Annotated in this window: 28 protein-coding genes; 3 read left to right on the forward strand and 25 right to left on the reverse strand. The window is 33.5% G+C overall.

Annotation, left to right across the window (positions count from 1 at the left end; all coding sequences use genetic code 11):
• Positions 1-69: 69 nt before the first annotated feature.
• The 7 genes from clpB to ABID42_RS09315 form a co-directional block, all read right to left on the reverse strand.
• Entirely contained in the window at positions 70-2,691 is a 2,622-nt protein-coding gene (gene clpB / locus ABID42_RS09285) for an ATP-dependent chaperone ClpB (protein WP_367283423.1), read from the reverse strand.
• A gap of 372 nt (positions 2,692-3,063) precedes the next feature.
• Positions 3,064-3,972, reverse strand: coding sequence for a helix-turn-helix domain-containing protein (locus ABID42_RS09290; RefSeq protein ID WP_367283424.1), 909 nt, complete (start codon positions 3,970-3,972; stop codon positions 3,064-3,066).
• Positions 3,973-4,074: 102 nt separating this feature from the next.
• Positions 4,075-4,986, reverse strand: a complete 912-nt coding sequence (locus ABID42_RS09295; protein WP_367283425.1) for an alpha/beta hydrolase — start codon at positions 4,984-4,986, stop codon at positions 4,075-4,077.
• Positions 4,987-5,013: 27 nt separating this feature from the next.
• The gene (locus ABID42_RS09300) at positions 5,014-5,574 is read right to left on the reverse strand and encodes a flavodoxin family protein (RefSeq protein ID WP_367283426.1); all 561 of its coding nucleotides are present in this window, start codon (positions 5,572-5,574) and stop codon (positions 5,014-5,016) included.
• A 403-nt stretch (positions 5,575-5,977) separates the two neighbouring features.
• Complete coding sequence (locus tag ABID42_RS09305; protein ID WP_367283427.1) at positions 5,978-6,835, reverse strand: alpha/beta hydrolase; 858 nt, start codon at positions 6,833-6,835, stop codon at positions 5,978-5,980.
• A gap of 228 nt (positions 6,836-7,063) precedes the next feature.
• Positions 7,064-7,513: a GNAT family N-acetyltransferase gene (locus ABID42_RS09310; protein ID WP_367283428.1), complete on the reverse strand. Its 450-nt coding sequence runs from the start codon at positions 7,511-7,513 to the stop codon at positions 7,064-7,066.
• Positions 7,501-8,400: a LysR family transcriptional regulator gene (locus ABID42_RS09315; RefSeq protein WP_367283429.1), complete on the reverse strand. Its 900-nt coding sequence runs from the start codon at positions 8,398-8,400 to the stop codon at positions 7,501-7,503. Before ABID42_RS09315 ends, ABID42_RS09310 begins: the two co-directional genes overlap by 13 nt.
• 71 nt (positions 8,401-8,471) lie before the next feature.
• On the opposite strand from ABID42_RS09315, the gene ABID42_RS09320 reads away from it, so the two are divergent.
• A complete protein-coding gene (locus ABID42_RS09320) occupies positions 8,472-8,945 on the forward strand; it encodes a rhodanese-like domain-containing protein (RefSeq protein ID WP_367283430.1) in 474 nt (157 codons plus the stop codon).
• 135 nt (positions 8,946-9,080) lie between these two features.
• Here ABID42_RS09320 and ABID42_RS09325 read toward each other — a convergent pair whose 3' ends face one another.
• From ABID42_RS09325 to ABID42_RS09405, 17 genes are all read right to left on the reverse strand, one after another.
• Positions 9,081-9,644, reverse strand: a complete 564-nt coding sequence (locus tag ABID42_RS09325; RefSeq protein ID WP_367283431.1) for a dihydrofolate reductase family protein — start codon at positions 9,642-9,644, stop codon at positions 9,081-9,083.
• A gap of 125 nt (positions 9,645-9,769) precedes the next feature.
• Positions 9,770-10,159: an FKBP-type peptidyl-prolyl cis-trans isomerase gene (locus ABID42_RS09330; protein ID WP_367283432.1), complete on the reverse strand. Its 390-nt coding sequence runs from the start codon at positions 10,157-10,159 to the stop codon at positions 9,770-9,772.
• A gap of 98 nt (positions 10,160-10,257) precedes the next feature.
• Positions 10,258-10,650, reverse strand: a complete 393-nt coding sequence (locus ABID42_RS09335; protein ID WP_367283433.1) for a VOC family protein — start codon at positions 10,648-10,650, stop codon at positions 10,258-10,260.
• Between the two features lie 77 nt (positions 10,651-10,727).
• Positions 10,728-11,123 (reverse strand): ribosomal maturation YjgA family protein, encoded by a 396-nt coding sequence (locus tag ABID42_RS09340; protein ID WP_367283434.1) that lies wholly within the window; start codon positions 11,121-11,123, stop codon positions 10,728-10,730.
• Positions 11,124-11,273: 150 nt separating this feature from the next.
• A complete protein-coding gene (locus ABID42_RS09345; RefSeq protein ID WP_367283435.1) occupies positions 11,274-11,705 on the reverse strand; it encodes a carboxylesterase family protein in 432 nt (143 codons plus the stop codon).
• A gap of 36 nt (positions 11,706-11,741) precedes the next feature.
• Positions 11,742-12,116 (reverse strand): hypothetical protein, encoded by a 375-nt coding sequence (locus ABID42_RS09350; RefSeq protein ID WP_367283436.1) that lies wholly within the window; start codon positions 12,114-12,116, stop codon positions 11,742-11,744.
• A 95-nt stretch (positions 12,117-12,211) separates the two neighbouring features.
• Complete coding sequence (locus tag ABID42_RS09355) at positions 12,212-12,832, reverse strand: dihydrofolate reductase family protein (protein ID WP_367283437.1); 621 nt, start codon at positions 12,830-12,832, stop codon at positions 12,212-12,214.
• Between the two features lie 118 nt (positions 12,833-12,950).
• Positions 12,951-13,409, reverse strand: coding sequence for an SRPBCC domain-containing protein (locus tag ABID42_RS09360; RefSeq protein ID WP_367283438.1), 459 nt, complete (start codon positions 13,407-13,409; stop codon positions 12,951-12,953).
• Between the two features lie 96 nt (positions 13,410-13,505).
• Positions 13,506-14,036: a hypothetical protein gene (locus ABID42_RS09365; protein ID WP_367283439.1), complete on the reverse strand. Its 531-nt coding sequence runs from the start codon at positions 14,034-14,036 to the stop codon at positions 13,506-13,508.
• 783 nt (positions 14,037-14,819) lie between these two features.
• Complete coding sequence (locus tag ABID42_RS09370; RefSeq protein ID WP_367283440.1) at positions 14,820-15,071, reverse strand: hypothetical protein; 252 nt, start codon at positions 15,069-15,071, stop codon at positions 14,820-14,822.
• A gap of 135 nt (positions 15,072-15,206) precedes the next feature.
• Positions 15,207-15,404: a hypothetical protein gene (locus ABID42_RS09375; RefSeq protein WP_367283441.1), complete on the reverse strand. Its 198-nt coding sequence runs from the start codon at positions 15,402-15,404 to the stop codon at positions 15,207-15,209.
• A 142-nt stretch (positions 15,405-15,546) separates the two neighbouring features.
• On the reverse strand, positions 15,547-16,506 hold the full coding sequence (locus ABID42_RS09380; RefSeq protein ID WP_367283442.1) for a DUF6624 domain-containing protein: 960 nt from the start codon (positions 16,504-16,506) through the stop codon (positions 15,547-15,549).
• 227 nt (positions 16,507-16,733) lie between these two features.
• Complete coding sequence (locus ABID42_RS09385; protein WP_367283443.1) at positions 16,734-16,925, reverse strand: hypothetical protein; 192 nt, start codon at positions 16,923-16,925, stop codon at positions 16,734-16,736.
• Between the two features lie 176 nt (positions 16,926-17,101).
• Positions 17,102-17,374, reverse strand: a complete 273-nt coding sequence (locus ABID42_RS09390) for a hypothetical protein (RefSeq protein ID WP_367283444.1) — start codon at positions 17,372-17,374, stop codon at positions 17,102-17,104.
• Between the two features lie 123 nt (positions 17,375-17,497).
• Positions 17,498-18,298 carry a DUF4595 domain-containing protein gene (locus tag ABID42_RS09395; RefSeq protein ID WP_367283445.1) on the reverse strand — a complete coding sequence of 267 codons (801 nt, stop codon included), beginning with the start codon at positions 18,296-18,298 and terminating at the stop codon, positions 17,498-17,500.
• Positions 18,299-18,597: 299 nt separating this feature from the next.
• Positions 18,598-19,533 carry an FRG domain-containing protein gene (locus ABID42_RS09400; RefSeq protein WP_367283446.1) on the reverse strand — a complete coding sequence of 312 codons (936 nt, stop codon included), beginning with the start codon at positions 19,531-19,533 and terminating at the stop codon, positions 18,598-18,600.
• Positions 19,534-20,110: 577 nt separating this feature from the next.
• Positions 20,111-20,575, reverse strand: coding sequence for a hypothetical protein (locus ABID42_RS09405; protein ID WP_367283447.1), 465 nt, complete (start codon positions 20,573-20,575; stop codon positions 20,111-20,113).
• A gap of 201 nt (positions 20,576-20,776) precedes the next feature.
• On the opposite strand from ABID42_RS09405, the gene ABID42_RS09410 reads away from it, so the two are divergent.
• A complete protein-coding gene (locus ABID42_RS09410) occupies positions 20,777-21,040 on the forward strand; it encodes a hypothetical protein (RefSeq protein WP_367283448.1) in 264 nt (87 codons plus the stop codon).
• An 8-nt stretch (positions 21,041-21,048) separates the two neighbouring features.
• On the forward strand, positions 21,049-21,306 hold the full coding sequence (locus ABID42_RS09415) for a hypothetical protein (RefSeq protein ID WP_367283449.1): 258 nt from the start codon (positions 21,049-21,051) through the stop codon (positions 21,304-21,306).
• 132 nt (positions 21,307-21,438) lie between these two features.
• Here ABID42_RS09415 and ABID42_RS09420 read toward each other — a convergent pair whose 3' ends face one another.
• Positions 21,439-22,608 (reverse strand): ATP-binding protein, encoded by a 1,170-nt coding sequence (locus ABID42_RS09420; RefSeq protein WP_367283450.1) that lies wholly within the window; start codon positions 22,606-22,608, stop codon positions 21,439-21,441.
• Positions 22,609-22,780: the final 172 nt, after the last annotated feature.

The raw sequence follows: 22,780 nt of genomic DNA on the forward strand, positions 1-22,780 counted from the left end.
AAAAGCCAACCCTTTAAAAGGCTGGCTTACAAATATTTATCTTATTTTTATTATTCGGTCAATCAAGGTTTACTCTACCTCCAATTTTCCAACATTTTCAAATTTAATAGCTCCTTCATCATCTACTTCCATCATCACGATTGCATCTTTATTGATGTAATTTCCGAGGATTTGTTTCGATAATTCGTTCAAGATTCTTCTTTGCATTACTCGTTTCAAAGGTCTTGCTCCCATAGTTGGTTCGTAACCTTCTTCAGCAAGTTTTACCAAAGCTTCGTCTGTACTTTCTAAAGTGATACCTTGTTCTTTCAAACGGTCTTGAATGTGTTTTAATTGAATTCTTACAATCTGACTCAGATTGTCTTTGGTCAAAGGTTCAAACATCACAATTTCATCTACACGGTTCAAAAACTCTGGTCTTACTACTTGTTTCAATAAAACCATTACTTCTTCTTTGGCTTTTTCCATCACGATATGGTTGTTCCAACCTTCCATTTCACCCATTTTTTCTTGGATAATATGGCTACCAATGTTAGAAGTCATGATGATAATGGTATTTTTGAAATTAGCAATTCTACCTTTATTGTCTGTCAAACGACCGTCGTCTAATACTTGTAATAAGATATTCCAAACGTCAGGATGTGCTTTTTCGATTTCATCCAAAAGAATAACAGAATATGGTTTTCTACGAACGGCTTCGGTCAATTGTCCACCTTCGTCGTAACCAACGTATCCCGGAGGAGCTCCCACCAAACGGCTTACCGCATGACGTTCTTGGTATTCCGACATATCAATTCTGACCATCGCATTTTCGTCGTTGAACAAGTAATCTGCCAAGGCTTTCGCTAATTCTGTTTTACCAACACCCGTAGTTCCTAAGAAAATAAACGAACCAATCGGACGTTTTGGGTCTTGCATTCCTGCACGAGAACGACGAACGGCATCAGAAATCGCTTCAATCGCTTCTTCTTGTCCTGCAACTCTTTTGCCTAATTCTACTTCCAAATGCAAGAGTTTTTCTTGTTCGGCACGCATCATTTTTGAAACAGGAACGCCCGTCCATTTTGCCACTACTTCGGCAATGTTTTCAGAAGTTACTTCTTCTTGCAACATCGGAGCTTCACCATTTTTATCAGCTGATTTTCCACTTTGCAAATGTTTTAGCTTGTTCTCTGCTTCAACCAATTTTCCATAACGAATTTCAGCTACTTTTCCATAGTCACCTGCTCGTTCAGCTTGTTCAGCTTCTAATTTTAGGCGGTCGATATTTTCTTTTTCTTTGCGTACTTCGTCTAAGACAGATTTCTCACCTTCCCATTTCGCCATCAAGTTATTTTTCTTGTCGGTGAGTTCTGCCAATTCTCTACTGATAATATTTTCACGCTCTACGTTATTTTCTCGTCTGATTGCCTCACGTTCAATCTCTAACTGCATGACTTTACGTTTCAAAGCATCAATTTCTTCGGGTACTGAATCTATTTCCATACGCATTTTTGCTGCAGCTTCGTCCATTAAGTCAATAGCTTTATCTGGCAAGAAACGGTCTGAAATATAACGACTTGATAATTCAACCGCTGCAATTACGGCATCATCTTGAATCCTTACACCGTGGTGCAATTCATATTTTTCTTTGATACCTCTCAAGATAGAAATTGCATCTGTAATATCTGGTTCATCCACAATTACCATTTGGAAACGACGCTCCAAAGCTTTGTCTTTCTCGATATACTTTTGGTACTCTTTCAAAGTAGTTGCACCAATCGCATGCAATTCGCCACGAGCCAAAGCTGGTTTCAATAAGTTGGCAGCATCCATTGCAGAATCTCCGCCACCACCTGCACCAATCAAGGTGTGAATCTCATCAATAAACATGATGATTTCGCCTTCGGCATCGGTTACTTCTTTGATGACCGCTTTTAATCTTTCCTCAAATTCACCTTTATATTTTGCCCCAGCGATGAGTAAACCCATATCCAAGGTATAAATCTGCTTAGATTTTAGGTTTTCGGGTACGTCACCCATGACAATTCTTTGGGCTAAACCTTCAACGATGGCGGTTTTACCTACACCCGGTTCACCGACCAACATCGGATTGTTTTTGGTACGTCTTGATAGAATTTGTAATACTCTACGAATTTCTTCGTCTCTACCAATTACTGGGTCTATCTTTCCAGCTTTGGCTAATTCATTTAGGTTTCGAGCATAGCGTTCTAATGAACGATAAGTTGCTTCTGCGTTTTGGTCTTTCACGGTTGTGTTTCCTCTTAGTTCTTTGATGGCACTCTTTAATTCTTTTTCCCTGAATCCACTATCTTTCATCAAACCTGCCACAGAATCTTTCCCTAAAAGGATTCCCAATAATAATAATTCTATGGATACAAATTCATCCGAAAACTCCTTTAATAAATTTTCAGCTTTGGTAAAGGCAGCGGCAGCGTCGTTGGCTAAATAGGGCTGTCCTCCGCCAGAAACTTTTGGATAGGCGTTTACAATATTTTCAAGTTTTGATGAAAAAAGTGCTTGATTTACATTCAATTTTTTCATCAAAAACTCCGAAGTATTCGGCTCTTCGTCGATAATGGCTTTTAGCAAATGTCCCGATTCAATGGCTTGTTGTCCATTGGCAGAGGCAATCGAAGCAGCGTGTTGGATTACCTCCTGAGTCTTGGTTGTATATTTATTAAAATTCATTGTGTAAAATGATTTTATTTTTTTCAATCACTGATACACTTTACCTAACAAAAGGCAAGCCAGCATGACTTTTCGGAAATAATGGCGGATTTTTCAAGAAATAATTGATTTTTTCAAGTCAAAATGACTGGATTTAGACAGAAGAGTCAAGAAGCAAGAGACAAGAGTTTTGGACTTTAAGACTTTAGGATTTTAAGATGAAAGATACAAGAGACAAGAAGTAAGAGTTTAGTTTTAGCCACTTTCTGGTTCAAGCCTGTGGCTTGGACTTTTAAATAATTTTCTTTTCAAAAGAAATACTCCATATAAGTACAAGTGACGCTTTGCTTAACACTTGAACCAGTGAGGGAAATAAAAGAGATAAACTCAAAGTTAATTAAAAGAATTCCTAAACTGGAGCGGTGTAAAATTGGTTTTGTTTTTAAACAATTTGTTAAACGATTGCGGAAATTCAAAGCCAAGTTGGAAGGCAATTTCGCTGACTGAAAGACTAGTTGTGCTTAATAATTCCTTTGCCCGTTCTATAAGTTTACCGTGAATATGCTGCTGTGTACTTTGCCCAGTTAAGCTCTTGAGCATATCGTTTAAATAATGTGGAGAAACGAAAAGTTTGTCGGCAAAAAACTGTACGCTTGGCAAATCGGAAAATTTTGCTTTCTCATTTTGAAAATATTCATCAAGTGAATCTTCAAACCGAGATAACAGATTATTTTTTACATTTTTCCGAGTAATGAACTGGCGGTTATAGAAGCGGTTACAATAATTGAGCAATAAGTCAAGATGCGAAACCATTACTTCTTGGCTGAAACTATCAATAGAGGTTTCGTATTCTTGTTTCATGTCACAGAATATGCGTTCAATCATTTTTTCTTCTTTTTCGGAAAGATGTAATGCTTCATTTACTGCATATGAAAAATAACCATACTCCTTTATTTTTTTACCCAACGGATAGCTACGGATAAAATCAGGATGAAACAACAGGCACATACCTGATGGAGGAATATCATCGGAAGCTGCAATGACCTGATTAGGGGCAATGAATGAGACTAAACCATTATCAAAATCATAATAATTTTGACCGTAATGCATTTTGCCATTGAAATTTTTTTTAAGCATGATACAGTAAAAACCCAAAATGTATTTTTGATTGGGAATGTGGTTATTCAATTTCATGTCAGCAAAATAGTTAATGCTCACCAGTGGGTGTAACGGCTTTGGCAATGACATAAAATTATGTTGCTCAGAAATTGATTTGATGAAAATCGGTTTATCCTGTTTCATTTTGCAAAGATAAGAAGGGTTGTAATTTTAGTTCGTACTCCTTCCTTATTTATGATTAATAGTAGAAGTTTTATACCGACATTCTTATTAAAATGGGGTCAATCATAATACTTTGAAAAAAACTGCCATTTTATTTACAGCTTGTTCTACATATTCCGGCACATCATACATGGCAATATGAGTAGCTCCATCTACAATAAACAATTCCTTTTGCCCCTTTGCAAGTTCATAAGCCCGTTCGCTCCAAAACTTTGTGTCGGCATTACTTCCTGCTATTACCAAAAGTGGTTGTGTAAGAAAATCGCTTAGATAATCAAATACTGAAAAAGTAGTCATCTTGTCTAAACTTGTGAAAAGGAAACGACCTTTTGAATTGGGGTGCTGACCTCTTGACGTTCTATAGTAATCATATCCTTCACGGAGCATTACAGGAGTTTGTTCATTAATGTCTTCAAACTTTTCTGGCACAAAGGGAACATACATCGGTTCTGCACCATTTGCCTCTGCCGATCTTTGGTGTCTCACAAATTCAAGCGACTTAATTAGCTCTGAAGCTGGCATATCTACACCAAATTGATTTCTTACTGCTTCTCCCATAGGTGTTCCGCTTACAGTAGCTACTGCCTTAAATCTCCTCTCTGTTTGAGCTACACTCCATGTATAACCACCCCCTGCACAAATGCCATACACTCCCATTCTTTCAGCATCAACATAAGGAAGTGTAGTTAAAAAATCTGCTGCACAACGGGCATCTTCAACTCTTACTGACGGGTCTTCCAGCAAACGTGGTTCACCTTCACTTGCTCCCTGATGAGATGAATCGTAAACTAAAACTACATAACCATATTGTGTTAGTTTTTCAGCATATAAGCCTATTGTTTGTTCTTTTACACCACCGGCAGGATGAATACCAACCAACGCAGGATATTTTTTATTTTCATCAAATCCTTCGGGTAAATGAAGATTTGCAGCAAGTGTATTTGCCCTGTTTTTAAATGTTACTGACTTTGTCATTTTATTAATTTGTTTTATTGTTAAAAATTAATTGAACCTTAGTACCATCTCCGCAACTCTTTTACCAAGAACTTCTCCAGTTAGCATGTCACCTTCTGCCATAGGGATATTATCAGTTGATTGTGCAATTGCACCAGCCCATGCACCTAAGCGGTTTATTCCATTGGGGGCATAATGTGTTTCTCCTAAACTTATCCAAATCATTCCATGTTGCATAGCAAGTGTATTCAAGTATTGCATGGTACTGAATTTATCGCCAGCAGGAGTGCCCGAAACGGTGAAGCCAGCAGCTAATTTGTCTTTCCATTTTTCGGCAAACCAACTACCTACGGAAGCATCAGCAAATGCTTTGAATTGTGCTGATATGCCACCCATATAAGTAGCTGTTCCGAAAATAATTGCATCGCTGCTATCAAGTGCGGCAAACACTTCATCGTTTTTGTAGCGACCGTTAATGATGTTCTTTTCGTTGATGGCAATTAAATTGGATGTAATCCCTGCAACTTTTGATACCCCTCTGTTAACTGATTCAGCTAATTGGGTTGTATGTCCCGAGCCGCTGAAATAAATTATTGATACTGTTTTCATACTTAATTTTCATTTTAAATGATAATGCAAAGATGGGAAGCACAATGAAAAGAAATGTATCCAAATTACTTGCAGTAGTATCCAAAAGAGAGAATATGAGCAGCTTGCTTAAAAGCGTAGAAAAAAATTGGCTCTTCCTATTTTTTCTACGTTGAGATTTTGTGAGAAAGAATGATTGAGATGTGCCAAATGTGAGACAAGAAGCAAGAGTTTTGGAAATTTGGACTTTAGTACTTTAAGACGAAAGATACAAAAGGCAAGAAGCATTTACTTGTTCAAGCCCGTGGCTTGGACTTTTAAATTATTTCAGTTTTAAACTGAAATAATTCATACAAGTAATTGACAGTCTGCTTAATACTTGCACCAGTGAGGGAAAAACACTTAGACTAGCGGTGGTAATTTACTACTTTGCATCGGGACTTTTCCAATCTTTATAAATAAACCGCAAGGCATCATAATAGGCAACTATTGGCTCTGTCATGTGACTTTCTTTGGGATAATAATTGTATTTAAAACGAAGTCCCTTCAATGTTTTATTTACAATCAATCTATCAAATTTTAATACGGCAGTATGAAAGGAACCACCTTCGTTCCCATCGCTATAAAAAAGTATTTTGTTGTACACAGATGACTTTTTCAATTTTTCATCTGCCTGTTTTAGCATAAACCTATTATCCCACCAAAGCGAAGGACTTACAGCGATGTAGGCATCAAACATCTCAGGACGAATAAGCATGCAATTAATTGTGGTATTACCACCAAAAGAGTGCCCTCCAAATATGTTAAAAGAATTTGTTTTATAGTTTGTTTCAATATAAGGCATTAATTCCTTTTGTAAAAATTGAAAAAAATGTTCATTGCCGCCACTTGGTCTTAAAGTGGTGTCGTTTTTACCATCATAAGTAATTGTGTTTTTGGAGGGAGTAAGGTCTTTTTTACGGTCTGTATTAATAATACCGACCACTATCATTGGTGGAATTTCCTCCCAATGACTTAAGTATTCAATGTATGCGGAAAGTAGATGAAAATGGTTTTCTCCATCTAATAAATATAATACAGGGAATTTCTTGTTAAGGTTTGTAGAGTCTGTTTTAGGAACATGAACGTAAAAACGACGGTCCTCATTCAATACTTTTGAGGGAATTGTCAACACATCATTTGAAATAGAATCATATAGCTCAACTTTCTGGGCATTAACCTTCAAATTGAAAAACAATAAAAACAGTAAAAGCGATTTGAGAAAATTATGAAGAGAAGTCATATCGTTTAATTTTTAGGGTAACAATTTCGAGACGGACGAAAGCAACGAACCAATTATGAGAAAATTTTCTATTCTTAGCGTAGCGGCAAACGCTTGCGGTTTTTACAAGTATAATCCTTTTTCATTTTTCAATTCATAGAAAAATAAAGAAGGAAATATGTAGCAAAATACTTCTAACACTCCATTTATTGGTGTGCCTAAGTGAAAAAACACTTAGACTAGCGAGGTCTATAAATCTATAAAAAACCTGCGTTTATCTTTTCCTGTCGCACCAATTTTGTTGTAAAACTTGATGGCTCTTTCGTTGAAAGTCGGTGTCTGCCATTGAATATTTACACAATTGTTTTCCTGTCCGATATGTTTTAATTTTTCAAAAACTTGTTCTCCGATTTTTAGTCCACGAAAATTTGGCTCTAAATAAAGGCAATCCAAATATAAAAAAGTCTGTGCGTCCCAAGTCGAAAAGTCAAAAGTGAATGAAAAGTAACCTGCTAATTCTATCCCACTTTCAATTACATAGCAATACAATTTCGGATTTTGTGAAAAAATTGCATTTTTGAGTTGTTTTTCTTTACCAATAGATTTGTATGTTGCTTGTTCATATTCAGCGTGATTTTGGCATAATTCAACCAAAATTGCTAAATCTTTTTCTTCTAACTTTCTAATTATATAATCCATTGTTGGTTGATTTCGGCTTGCAAAAATTCAATAAAATGCTGAAAATAATCGGGATAGGTTTTGTTACTCATATAAGCAATATAATGTTTCCTTTTCAGTCCATTTTTCCCAATTTTTATTGCTTTTATTGAGTTACTCTTTAAATAGGGTTGTAAAGCCCATTTTGCCATTGCCATAATTCCCATATCGGCTTTTACCATTTCAATTGATGCTTCAGTTAGTGGTAATGGCGTTATTTTTTTAGGGCTAACTTTTGCTGGTTCTAACAAAAACTGATAAACAGTTACCGTTTCTAATGGCAAAGAATGTATCAACAAATGTTCATTAATAAAGTCTTCGGCAACAACAAATTTTTTTTCGGTCCAAGAGTGATTTTCAGAAACTACCATCATCATCTCGTCTTGAAAAAGTTCTACATACTTAATATTTTCGTCTTTGATTGGGTCGCTAATAATGGCAATGTCTAAAATATTTTCTTGTAATTTCTGTAAAGGATAATGAGTAGCTTCCATCACAATTTTCAACTCAATGTTTGGGTATAAAAGATGAAATTGCTTTAAAACAGAAGGCAACCAATGGTAACTTGAATAACATTCTGTGCTAATTCTTATTTCGCCAACTTCGCCAAAAATCAGTTGCTTGATTTCTTTTTCAGTGTCGGAAAGTTTGTCTAAAATTTCATTGGCTGTTGCATATAATTTTTCTCCTGCTTTGGTTAAAATCAATTTTTTATTGATGCGAAGAAATATTTTTGTACCCAATTGGTATTCGGCTTCTTTCAATTGATGACTTAACGCCGATTGTGTTAAATGTAATTTATCAATAGCTTTTGTAATGCTACCTTCTTCTACAATAGCTTTGATAAGGCGTAAATGTCTAATTTCCATTTTCTGTTCTAAATTTTTATACAAAGTAACGATATTAAACAGTCAGATTTATATGAAAATAATCGTTACAAATGATGAATTCTTTTCGTTTTTATGGCGTACAAAGTTATTTTAGTTTTGCATCATTATTAATCTTAAAATTTAGAAAAATGGATTTACAAATTAAACATTACGAAAACAAATTAGCCTTTGAAATGGATCCGTCAGATTTATTTGATGCATTAAATAACAATGAAAAAATTGTTCCGCTTGATGCAAGAAAACAATTTGGCTTTGAAGCCGAACATATTCCAATGGCAATAAATATTCCGCATCGTGAAATGAATGAAGAAAGCACCAAACATTTGGATAAAGATGTTTTGTATGTAACTTATTGCGATGGAATTGGCTGTAATGCTTCGACAAAAGGGGCATTAAATATGTCAAAATTAGGTTTTAAAGTCAAAGAACTAATGGGCGGAATAGAATGGTGGAAATTTGATGGTTATGCTACCGAAGGAACAAAGTCAAGTCCAAGTGGCGAAAAAATTCAATGCGCCTGTTAATTCGGTTTTCTATTATAAAGTTGGACAAATATAGATTTTCGAGGTCTATGTTTGTCCACTTTACCTTTTCGAGATTGATGTAACTAAAAAGGCAATCACAAAGGATTGCCAACAAATTTTGATAACACAATACGTTTACTCATTCTTCAATTGATAACATAAAACAACTACGCCAGATTTTAAGGGTGTAACACTTAGCAAACTAAGTTTTTGATGTTTGTCTAATAAGTTAAAAATACTTAGACCTTTATTAATCAGTACTGGTGTAACAAAAAGATAAAATTCATCAATGTGTCCGCCAGCGATGAGTGATGCAACAAAACTTGCCCCGCCGTACACCAAAATATCTTTACCTTCTTGCTTTTTCAAATTTGCAATTTCCTCCACCAGATTTCCTTTGGCTAAAGTGGTATTTTTGCCAAAGGGAGTCTCTAAGCTTTTGGTGAAAATCACTTTAGGAATATTCACCATTTTCTGGGCGAAATCATACTTATTATCCTCTGGCTTAAATCCTTCAAAATGTGGAATAAAAGCCTCAGACATCTTTCTCCCAAGCAGCAAAGTATCAGAAGTATCTGCCAATTCATTGATTAATTGCCAGCCTTTTTCGTCTGGATACCACGACCAGTCTTCGTTTCCATCGGGTGTTGCGACATATCCATCAACCGAAATTCTCATTTGTAATTTTAGCTTTCTCATGGCTTTTTGTTTTTACAAATGTAGCTTAAAAAGGTTTTTCGTAACGGCTATCTATGCGTCAATCAAAGGTGCAATTGCGACAATTTTAGCCTCAAAATCAGCCTGTTATATTATCAATGACAATTTTACTTTCTTTTAATTCTATCCAGTTTCATTTTAATAACTAAAGTTGAGTCAGGAGAAACATTGGGAGGATAACCTTTTCTTTTCACTAGAAAATGAGGAGCGGTTAGTTCTCTAATTTCCCCTACTCGCATCCCTCTTAATCCTTCGTCCACTGCGGCTGTCGCTTGATTACCGCCAATCAACACTTTTACAGGCGATTTTGAATGATAATTTGAATACAAAACAGTGCCATTTCTATAGCTTGTAGTTTCATAAATAAAAACCTCATCTCCTGCTTTGGCTTTAATGCCAGTTCCTTTTTCTACAATACGATATTGTAATCCTGATTTTGTCGTAACAATGTTATCTGAACAGCCTGCTAATATTAAGAGTAAAAATATTATTGCCAATGGTTTCATGGATTCTTTTATGGTTTATTGATAGTGATGATGAGTACTAACCCAGTGTTTGATAAAATATGGAACAAATCGAAAAGCGTTCTTAATACTTATAATATCTTTTTTTGTATTTGCCAATAATGCCCAAAAGGGTCTTGAACCGTTCCTTGGCGGTAGCCATATTCGTAATCTTCAGCGGGACTGATTTCTATTGCACCTGCAATGATTGCTTGGTTCATTACTGCATCTACATCTGGCACAAATAAACCAATGCAACAAGTACAGCCATTGTGTTTATCAGGAGAGAAGAATTTAATAGAAGTAATTTCATGAACATGAAAAATAGCACCGTCAATACAAAACTCTGCTACGTGAATGCTACCATCTTCATTTCTAAAACATAGATTTTCTGTTGCGCCAAAGGCATTTTCATAAAATGAGATATCTTTTACGCCATTATTGATATAAAGTTCTGGAGCGAAAAAAGTTGTATTGGCTTTCATTGCTATTGTCGTTTTAGAAAGAGATTAGATTTTTTGTGCAACAGTAATAATATTGTGTTTCAGAGAAATGTCTGTACTTAACTCTTTCTCGCATTAGTTGAATGGAACCTATTCTCTACATAAATTACAAAAACGATTCCAAGCGTATAGGCAATTAAGTCAATCCATTCAAACGATGTTCCTATTACTGTTCTGGCAAATTTTGAATGTCCTAAACCTATTTTGGTAACAATATCAAAGTATTGCAAAACCTCAAGCGTAAAAGAAAAAATTAAAACAGCTATTGCTGTTTTTAAAAAAGGAGAATCTACAAATGATTTCACAAAAGAATAAATCAGAATGACCACTAAAAAATCCCCAAAATAAGGTCGAATAAATTGGTCATGAACAAACATCGCAATAAGTACTTCGACTACAAATAACAAAAATGCTATGATAAAATAATTCCAGTTGAATTTTAGAATACTGCTCATTGGTAACGGTTTATGGGCTTATAAATGGCGAAGTAGCGAATTTACCAAAAGCTTTATACTTTGTGGTTATTTTTTTGTGTCTGCTGTCGGACTCTCAACAATCTTAGCTTCTCTCAGTCCTTCTAGAAGCACTTATTTGTTCGTACAGTTTTATTTCTTGCGTTGTTTGAATAGCCATTTTGGTAATGTCTCTCCTAAAATCTGTGTCGTAAAAACATTATCGTGTGTTGTTGCTTTTAACTTCCAAAAACGAATATTTTCACTCATTTCTCTATAAAATTGTTCGTCACTATTGATTGGATTTTCGGTGTCGTCAATACCGTGAATCAACCAAATAGGAGTCGTTGCCAACTCTTGTATTTTGTCAAACTGAGGAATGCCTGAAATACTAATTCCTGCAGCAAAAAGTTCTGGTCTGGCTGATAACGAATTTATCACTGTTGAACCTCCCATAGAAAATCCGATTACATAAATTCTTTTAGTGTCAATATTCAAATTTAATTTTAGTGTGTCAATAAGTGCTAATACTGAATTTAGACAGGCTCTTGGTGTTGAATAAAGCACATTTCTTGAAGTGTCCATTACATAGTCAGATGAACGGGTAGGGAATTGTGGTGCTCAAACATAAGCTGGATATTTATTTTGAATATCAGGACTTGCAAACAACTTTTGTAATATTCCAAGTTGAGATTTATTGTCAGTTCCAACAGGTCGCCCTGAACTATGATATATAACTACTAGTGGATATTTTTCCTTAGTTTTTAATTGATTGGGTTTAAATAGACGATACTTAATTTCTATTTGCTCTTTTCCCACAAAAGTTGCAGAATCAAAAATGTCGTTGTCTAAACTTTTGATTTTTAGAATCGCTTGTTTTGATAAAGATGTGTCAGCAGTATTTTCAATAACAGTTTCTCCGAATTGTGTTTTAGTTGTCGAACAAGATGTCAATAATATCGTAGAGATAAATAAGGCTAAAAGGGGTTTTGTCATTGTTAAGTTTCTGTTTGTTTGAGAGGTGTGCAAAATTGCTACCAACTAGTCATAAGCACTCCAACAACTCCAAACTGGTGTTATCGGGTCGTTTTCTATTTCCTTATCAGTTTATATCTTAAATGGGTTGTCAAGTCTGACGGTACTACCTCTTCAATTTGTATGTCATATTTGTCTTTATCAATGCCTTCAAAGAGTCGAATACCACTTCCTAAAAAAACAGGTGCAATGTGAATAAAAAACTCGTCAATAAGTCCTGCGTTTAGAAATTGTTGAATTGTGTTTGCTCCACCTTGTATTCTTACATCCTTTCCTTTTGCTGATTGTCTTGCTTTGTCTAAGGCACTTTCTATTCCATCATTTATGAAGTAAAAAGTTGTCGTTCCTTCTTGAACCCAAGGTTCTCGTTTTTCGTGTGTTAGTACATAAACGTCAGCTTTGTATAGGTCATTTGGCCAACTGGCTTCGCCTTCTTCAAACATGCGTTTTCCCATAATAAATACACCCGTTCGCTCAATTGTCCCTCTAATAAATTCCCCATCAAGTCCATCTTCTTCACCTCCTTCAAATCCTAAATATTCCCAAAATGCTTTTTGATTAAACATCCAAGAATGAATTTGTCCTGAAACACCACCCATAGGATTTTGAGGACTTCTGTTATCTCCTGCAAAAAAACCATCAAGAGATATTCCACTATCGAAAATTATTCTACTCATATTTTTCTTATCTGTAATTAAGAGTTCTTGTTTGTTTACTTAACTGATGGAATGGTTGCCCTAACAATGTTTTATACTCTGGCTATTTCTTTGCATGTTGAAGATATTCTTGAATTTGTTATTTTTCACAAAGTTCTTTCAGCTTGTCGAGTGCTTTGGGGTAGCTCTCGTTCATATAATCTACAAAATCTTCTGCGGTGTCTAAGTCAACAATAACGGTTGTAGTCACATTGTTTTCTTCGAAAGTATAGTTTTCAAATCCATTTGCCCATTTTTCTACTTCTGGTCCTTCCGTAATTTCTTGGTCAGCTTTTAAAAGACCATAATGTTGAATCGAAACAAACTGGTTAGGAATGTTTTCAACTATCATAGAAACCATACCTCCCTTTTCTCCTTTTTCATCTACACCAACAAATAGCATTTTACTTCCCTTGTCCCAACTTCCCTCATAGGTAGAGGTCGGATTAAACAAAGAAGTCCATTCTTTATAAGTTGATATACTGTTAATGCCAAGCATAAAATCATATATCTTGGTCGCAGGAGCATTGATGCTTACTTTGAATTGTAACTTTTCCATACTATTAAATATCGTTTAAATTAGTATTTCAAGTTACTATTTTCCATCATACTTTGCAATCGTTTAACATGGGCTTCAACTAGTCATATATTTTTGTCAATGGTAGATTTTGTTAAATATAATCCTCCTGTCGATTTTGTCTATATTTTGTTTATAGACATAGTTTAGGGTATAATCCTTAATCCGAAACGTTTCGGAATCTTCTATGAAATCTTTCATTTTTAAGTCAATGTACACATTGTAAATTTTCAACGAATCTGTTAAGTTTTTTGCGTCTTTAGCAATGGTATAAACATTCTTACTCTGATATAAATAATTTTGTGTATAAACCTTAACATACAAAGTGTCTTTTAAATGGCTAATATCCAAGGAGTCTATATATCTTAAAGAATCTATTGAAACTTTTCTGATTTGTTCGGAAATTTGATTCCACTGTTTCTTTTTGGGAAAATATCCGATGAGTCTCAAGTCCATATCCATAAACTCTTTTAAACTAATTCGGCTTATGTTTCTGTAGCTATTTCTGGTGCTTACATTGTTATTCACTTTGTTTGATTGTGCTGAGGTGGTGAAAATAGCGACTAATAGGCAAAAACCTGTGAGACTTAACATTATTGACTTTTTCATTTCTATCGGTTTAGTTATTTAATTTCTTATAGTGTATGGCTGTCTTCTACTTGTTCAAAACTGTGGCTTGGACTTTTATCAAAAGAACCACTTAATATAAGTGACACTTTGCTTTAAAATGAACCAACGGGGGATTTCAGATACATTTTTGATAAAAAACTAGTAGATAATTTTTGAACATATCATATAAATTGTAAGAACAGAATAATATGTGAGGGACAAAAATAATAACCCAACTTTGGTTACTATACTTAAAAATAACACCTCGCATTATCTCACCTATAGAAACAGGTATTACAATGAGTACTAGAATATTGAAGACCATTCCCAAATATCCAAACAAAAATGGATTCGAATCTGAGATAAAAAACCTATTTGCCTTTTTGAATAAAAAGTAAAATACAGTTGATAGTACAATATGAATTGTTAGAGTCAATAGCATAATTTTCAACCTTTTATTTATTTCCAATTAAAATTAATGACAGTCCCATTGCCGTTGTCAGTGTCTCGCTGACAACTTTTCAGCGGATGTTTTGTCCTAAAATAGGTTGACAGTTTCAGTTAAGCTATCTTATGACAAGACACTTAAACTAGTGAGTGAATTTCTCTTAATATATAGTGTAAGCTCTAATAGCTCCTCTACTGATTCAAACCTGTGGCTTGGACTTTTAAATTGTTTCTTTTCAAAAGAAATATTCTATTTGAGTACAAGTGACACTTTGCTTTAAAATGCACAAGTGAGGGGTTTTAAGTAAAAAACACTTAGACTAGCTGGGTTTCAGATTATCCGTTTACATTTCTACTTTTTAATTCTTTGTTGATATTAGTAATTGAATTGTATATGATAGCTGTAATAGGTAAAAATGAAAATGGAATAATATTTGATAATTGAAATCCATTTTTGATTGTCTGGAAGATAGTTATTATCAGTGTTATTATTAAACTACCTACCATTAAACCAAAAGCAAAGTTTAAACTCTTTTTCTTTTTAATTAACTCTTCCGTAGAGAGTTCATGTAAATTTTCCTTTTCCATTTTTTTAGTTTTTAGATGGTGATTTTTTAAATACTTCCCGACAACGGTGTTAAATCATCTTCTTTTCAAAAGAAGTATTCTATTTTATGCAAGTGACACTATACCTTACAATAGCAGGGTAAAACTGACCAAAGGTTATTCTTTGGTCTTTCCAGTATTTCTAAAAAGTATGATAAATGCAACGCCAAAAAATAATCGATAAATAATAAATGCGTAAAAAGGAACATCAAATGATAGAATTTCATACGATGCTTTTGGCTTGATAAAAGCGTAAATTACTTCAAGCAAATAAAAAAAGCCGAGTATCAAAAAAACGTATTTAAAATTCTTCATGATTATATTTTTTGTTTAAATTCAAAAAAGGTTGCTTTGATTTGTATTAAAATTGTCTATGTTCTTGCTTCTGAGTGCAGTCTGAGAAGCATTTTATTGGTTGGTCTATTGAAAAACACTTATAACAGCGAGGGGCAGAAGTTTATTTTTGTCCTTTTAGCCTCTTTTCAAGGGCAGGGAGTTCTTTTTTGTATCGTTTGGCGTCCCAAGTAATATCCCATCCTTTAACATAAACAGACATAGGTTCAAGTCCTACTTTCATTCTTCGTTTATCCACATTCTCAGGGTCTTGAAGTGGTAAAACAAAGCTTTTCTCAGTGTCTTCGTCGTAACCAATTTGGCTTCCATAAATTTGACGTTTGCCTTCTTCTAATGCAACTCTATCTTCTAATAAAGCCAAAGAACTTGCACTTGCTTTGTTAGTTTTTACGGCTTCTCTCATCATCGGAAGGTATTTTTGTTGGGTTTTCAAGTCAGAGTGTTGAATTACTAAAAACAGTGTTTGGTTGGCTTGTCCACCAATTTTGTCAACTCCCAGCCAACCATACTTGTCCAATATCTCTGTAACTTTCATCAAATTGATACTGTCTTTTAGCATCATAATTGTACCCAAACTATCCACTTTTTTACTATCGTATCCAAACTCTTTTTGTGCAGTAATAAATTGTTGTCTTATCAGTTGGTCATCATCATAAATTGCCAAGAGCTTGGCCTGTAAAGGTTTATCATAATTGGCTTCTTTTTTATCTAATTCCTTTTGCATTTCAATTACCAAGTTGTTCCACCTATCGTCTTCGTGTAATGAATTTAGGTCTGAATCTGCTTTTAGGTGTCTGACATTAACCCAACCATTTCTTAATGCACTGTTCAACCATTCAAAAGCCAAGTTTTTATCACCAAGCAATGAAGCTGCACAACTTGCATTATAAATATTCCCTGCACTTTTTTGTTCTATCTTAAATGCTGCCTTAAACATATCTACAGCTTTTTTGTAGTCTTTACTTTGGTAGAATTTGTCTGCCTCCGCAATGAGAGATTTGTAAGTTTGTCCATAAGTTAATGAACATACAAATAGAAGTAGGATTGTAATTTTGAGTTTCATGTGTCTGTCATATTTAATTTCTGCTAACAGTTTGGCACTTGGTGAAGAAATGAATTTCGATACCCAAAATTGGTTCAAGCCTGTAGATTGGAATCTAAATTATTATCCTTTCAAAAGAGATACTCTCCATATAAGTACAAGTGACGCTTTGCTTCTGAGTGCAGTCTGAGAAGCATTTTTGGGGTTGGTCTAGGTGAAAAAACATTCACACCAGCAGGTGTCAGTGTTTATTTTTCAGTTTCGTCCTTTTTTTTCTTAAATGTCATAAATAAACTGAAAATAAATGTTGTGAGGTAAATAAAACCTAATGCTGGATTTCTAAATACAAAATTGTGAAAATCAAATTCTCTAAGCAATCCCAAGCCTATTGGGAATGCTATGATGGCAAAACCAATATTAAAACCTATTTTATCCTTCATTTTTTTACGTTTTTACTATTTTATAATCATCTAATGTTTTGAAAATACTGTCCGTGGGTAATAAAATTAAATTTTGAGAACGTCCGATGTTGCAAAAAACTGTCCACGGGCAACCAAACTTTTATAAGCTGTCAGAAATTTGCAAAAATTATTTACCATCAACGAGACCAATATATTTACTGACGTGATTTTATTTCTTTAATAATTTCATTGCCAGCATTAATTCTCTTTATAAATGAATAAATCAACCAAAGAATTATCCCTGTTAAGATGTAGCTAAAACTATCTTTCATGGCATAAACGAGTAATAGAATGGTGGTTACCAGTAAGCCAATGCTGATTAACGTGTATTTAGTGTTTTTGGTAGAAGGAATTGTGTCATCCAACCTTCTTTTTTCAGCATAAAGCTCATCCACAGTCATTTCTGATAATTTCTTTTTTGCATTCATTTTACATTACTACGTTAAAAACATCATTATCAATTCGGCAATATGTACACAGTCTGATAAGCATTTTATTGGTTGGTCTAAGTGAAAAGCACTTAGACCAACGGGGGAAAAAACTAAAATTATTTACTCACATTTATATGTAAATGTTGAATTATTAGATGATGTCCCAGTCATTAACCTTCTTTTCAATTTATCACCATCAAATTCATAAGTAAAATTAAAAGTTGAACCTAAATTCCCACCTGAATTGTACCTTTTAAGAGTTTTTATGAGATTTTTTGATCTTTTTCCCAAATTATAAATAAACCAAATATCACTAGAGAAAAAACCAAAGTTACGTTCATCAAGAAAATTGAACACTATAGGTGATTTTTGAAAATTAGGTTGCTCCAAATTAAGTTTATCTGCATAATATTCCATCTCATAACTTAATTCTGGCGTATTAATAAAATCTGTTCTTTTAGATGTAATTTTTATAGGATTTCCTGAATCGTAAGTTACGTCATACTGAAAAACACCTGATATGAATTTAATCAAATACCCTTCGCTGTTATATTCAAAACTGTAGCTCCTCGACTCTTTACTATAAACATCAAATGTAGATAAATTGGCAACCTGTGAAGCATTATTTAAAGTCCAAGTAGATTTCACATATTCAGAATAGTTATAGGGAGTTGAATTCACTGTTATTTTATTGCCCGAATAAATGACTGTATCTTTCTCTAATTGAAATGTCCCTTGCTTTCTAATTATACCAGAAATCTTTTTTTGTTTATCATAATTTATAGTTGCAGTTATACCTTTAGATTCATCTTTAACTGATGTAACATAACAATTAGGTGTTTGGGGATTTGCAGTGTCTTCATCTTTTTTACAACTGAATAGCAACACAAAAAAGACAGATAGTAAATGTTTTTTGTTCATGATTTTTAATGTTTAAATTATAGAGTTTTCTTATTTTTCTTATAGAAATTAATGCTAATCCTTGGAATCTATCAAATCACTTCCTAAATCTCCTTCAGTACTTCCTCTAAACAATTCAATTGATAGGAATAAGGCACTTACTGGTTCAAGCCTGTGGCTTGGACTTTAAAATTATTTCTTTTCAAAAGAAATATTCTATTTGAGTACAAGTGACGCTTTGTGTGTGAGTGCAGTCAGAGACTGCATTTATTTGTGGGTCTAAGTGAAAAAACACTTAGACCAGCGGGGAGCTTTAGTCTTTATAATTTTTTGGGAATTTTCGTAAAGTCTGGAAATAAATATTCTTTATTGATTCCCATTTTGTCAAGTTTTTTTCTAATTTCTGGAATTAATTTCTTGTATATATTCATACAAAATCCTATTTTCCTTGGTATTTGACATTTTATTTTATCATTTAGATTGAATTCATTTCTAAACTCATCCGCAATTAAATTATATTTTACTTCTAATGGGCAAAATGGATGATGATTATAATAAAATACACCTTCTTGATTAATAATATTTGCATTATTATTTAATTTCAGAGTTCCATCTTCATTACTAAATAAATATAAACCGATAGAATTAGATAGACTTTTATAGGGAATGCTATTTAAGTCCAAATTATTGAACCTAAAAAAATCATGAAAAAGCTCATGAGTTATTGTCGGTTTATACACTCTATAAACGGAAATAAAATCATCAATCAGATTTTTACTATTATTTTTTACTGTTCCATCATGATTAGATATTGCAAAATAAAGTGCAACAAATGGATTACGAGTAAAATCAATCAAAGGGGTTGGAAGTCCATAATGTTGCATAAAGCTTAAATATGCAATTGTATTATCCTCAAAAATACCATTTGCATTAAAAAACTTTTCAACTAAACCATTTTGCCATAATTTAAGATTTGATATATTATTTAAAATATATTGTTCATAATTAGAAAATTGCTCGTTATTATTTATGTTTAAATATCGTTCTTGTTTGATGTAGTCCCTCTGAGATGAACTGAAGATAAAATATTTTGCTTCGCTAAGTCCCCTGTAGATAAATGGTGTGTTTGTACTTTTATATTCTTTGTCTAGCAATTCAAACAATTTGTCAACACTTAACCAGGTTATCTTGTCCCCTGAAAAAAAGTACTTTCCTTTTACATCAAAATTTTGATAATTAATTAAGATTTTTTCCATACTTAGTATCACAAATAACTAATATTCACCTATTAACGTTTTTCCTAAAAGTAAGAAATTGGACTTGACAAACCAATTTTTTATTCCAATCGATTTAATAAAACACTCCAAAACAAATCTATTTAGTCAAAGCCTCTCCAACTAGTCGTAGGCTCTCCTACAACTTAAAATGAGCATCCGCTCATTTATTGAAACTAATTTTTACTTCGATGACACAAAATATCTCTCAGGAATCACTTTACATCTCTTCGATGACACAAAACATCTCTCGGGAATCACTTTTTATCTCTTCGATGACACAAAATATCTCTCGGGAATCACTTTTTATCTCTTCGATGACACAAAACATCTCTCGGGAATCACATTACATCTCTTCGATGACACAAAACATCTCTCGGGAATCACATTACATCTCTTCGATGACACAAAATATCTCTCGGGAATCACTTTTCATTTCTTCGATGACACAAAATATCTCTCAGGAATCACTTTACATCTCATCTATCAGAGACAAAAAATGGCTAGTGGTTTTTGACTTCACTAGCCATTTTGATTATTTGATTACTCCGACAACTATTTAAGGTTTTGAATCTTTCTTATTTTGCTTTTTGTATCTCAATGCAATTCTGGCTAAAAGCTCATTAATCGCTCCGTCTTCTTTGGCTGCTCCTTTTAGTAACTCATACACTTTATCAGAAGTAACCATTGCATCAGCACTCGCAGCGTCCATCGTATCATCAATTCTTGCTAATAAATCTGCCACCGCTATGCGTACACTCCATAGCTGACTAATCAAATTCACATCCCGTTCAAATTCGGGTGCATCAAAATCTGCTCTCATCTTGGTCGGATATGTTCTAACTCCTTCCAAGCAAAGTCCTACATACTCTACACTACTGGGTCCCATTTTATGTTTAGGAGCTTGCCCAATAGGCGTACTAATCAAAAAAGGCAATTTGGTTTTTACTTGTTCAAGTAAAGCGAGGGTTGCGGTTTTGTCTGCTTCAGGCAAAACGGCTGAGATTTTGTTTGTGTTACTCATTTTATGTAAAAGGTTTAAAATTGCAATAGATAAGAGTATGCTGTTTTCGGGGCGATACCTCCAGAAAGGTGCAATCGTTTTGTAAGAATTTCTTCTCTCAAAAAGAAGCTTGAACGTAAATTTTCTGAATGATAATGGCAACGAAAGGTCTTCGCTTTAGATGGTTTTTCGGTGTCGAATATCAGGTGCATCTACCAACTTTTGCGATACATCAAACATAAAGAAAAATTCGATTGGGACGTAAAAAATGGAGGAAAATTTAATCGCTTTTTTATTAAACGGTATTTGGCGACTTTAGGACTGGAGGATTTTAGGACTTTAGGGGAGACTAAAGAAGCAAGAGACAAGAGGCAAGATTTGGGATTGGGGATTTGGGATTTGGGACTGGAAGATTTTAGGACTTTAAGACTAAAGAAGCAAGAGACAAGAGGCAAGATTTGGGACTGGAAGATTTTAGGACTTTAAGACTAAAGATGAAAGAGGCAAGAGACAATATTTTGGATTGGGGATTTGGGACTTTAGAAGAGACTAAAGAAGCAAGAGGCAAGAAACAAGATTGGAGATTGGAGATTAGTGATTTGGGACTGGAGGATTATTTAGCCATCGTTGGTATTGTTACCAACGAGACGGGCGAAAGCAACGAGCCAATGATGAGAATACTTTCCGTTGTTTGTATAGCAAAACTCTTGCTTTACTGTTTGGCTTGTTGTACCTACAAAAGGCAACTTTAAGGGATTGTCTCTTTTGCCGTTGTCTTGTCTCAATGACAAATTTGGGTCATTAATGAAAGTAGCAGAAATGTGCAGTTTAAGAGTTTATTTGTGGGTCTTTTGAAAAAATACTTGGACTAGCGAGGGAGGATATCATTTTGACTTAGTTTTTTGTTTTGGTTTAGTTGTCTTATTCTGCAAAGATTTTTCAAAAATTACATTATGTTTTTTATTGTCGTTTATAGCTTCGACAATAGGTTTTATTGCATTTTCAGAAAAAACAATTTTATGTGTTTTGTCAAGTATTTCAACCCAAATATATTGATTAAACTCATTATTAATTTTTGTTTCGTCAGGGTTTTCAATTGGAAGCTTTTCATCAGAAATCCAATCTAAATATTTAAATACACATTTTAATTGATTTGATGATAAATTGTAATTTGAGAGAGCTTTTATTTTGTCAAATAAAGATGAGAAATATATGAAATCTCTTGGTGTTTTACTTTTTAATTCTCCAACTATTTTATAAATAGGTTTTCCTTCATCATTTGAAATTTTCCCAATATCTCCAGCGGAAATAGCATTAAGAATTATGTTGAAAATTCCATTTTCAGTTTGGTCTATATCAATTTCGCTACTCGAAAGTAAGTTTTCTTTAGAGTTATAGCCGTAAACAGTATTGTTCTTTGGATTAAGAATTAAAACTTCTCTTGGATTTATGTCAAACATTTCAGGCAAAAGCTTTGACCAAATTTCCATAAATTCTTTGTTCTTTTCGTTTGCCTTTATTTGAATAAATCGGTTAAGGTCTTGAGTAGTTGAGTTTGCTGTTTCGTTTTTCCCTGAAACTCGATAAGTTATTTCTCCCTTTTTTAAATTATAATCTTTATAATCATTAATTGGAATTATTATTTGGTTTTGCTTTTCAATTAAAAGATAGAAAAATTTTCTTGTCCCTGTTTGAAATGATTGTAAATCTAAATCAATACCAACTTTAGCAATTTTATTAAATTGTTGAGAAACTAAACTCAAGTCAATTTGACTAAGAAGTTCAAAATTTTTTACATCTAAACCTATATCTTCTAAAATTCCAGTTTTTTTATCTTCTTTTATTCCAATTAAAAGAATACCACCATTTGAGTTTGCAAAAGATAAAATATCTTTTGCAAAATTTCTCATAAAGATTTCAATGGGTTCGGTTAAACCATAAAAGTTTAGTTCCAATTTATAGTCATAAAGATTATTTTCTTTTGGAAATTTTCCGTGGTTTTTTAAATTATCAATAGTTATTGAAATTTGTTCTTTTAATTCTTTTAAATTCATAAGGTTTTACTTGGTTCTGTTTGAAAAATATGGCGGCTAACTCTCTAAAATTTGAAAATTTTATACTACTTTTTGAATTGTCGAAATAGACAAAAATCATTTACTAAATGTATCAAATTAAAAACAAATGTTGTATTGGTATTCACAATTTTCTTTCAAAAATTTATTATGC

The organism is Arcicella rosea (assembly GCF_040543805.1).
Taxonomy (GTDB): Bacteria; Bacteroidota; Bacteroidia; order Cytophagales; family Spirosomataceae; genus Arcicella; species Arcicella rosea.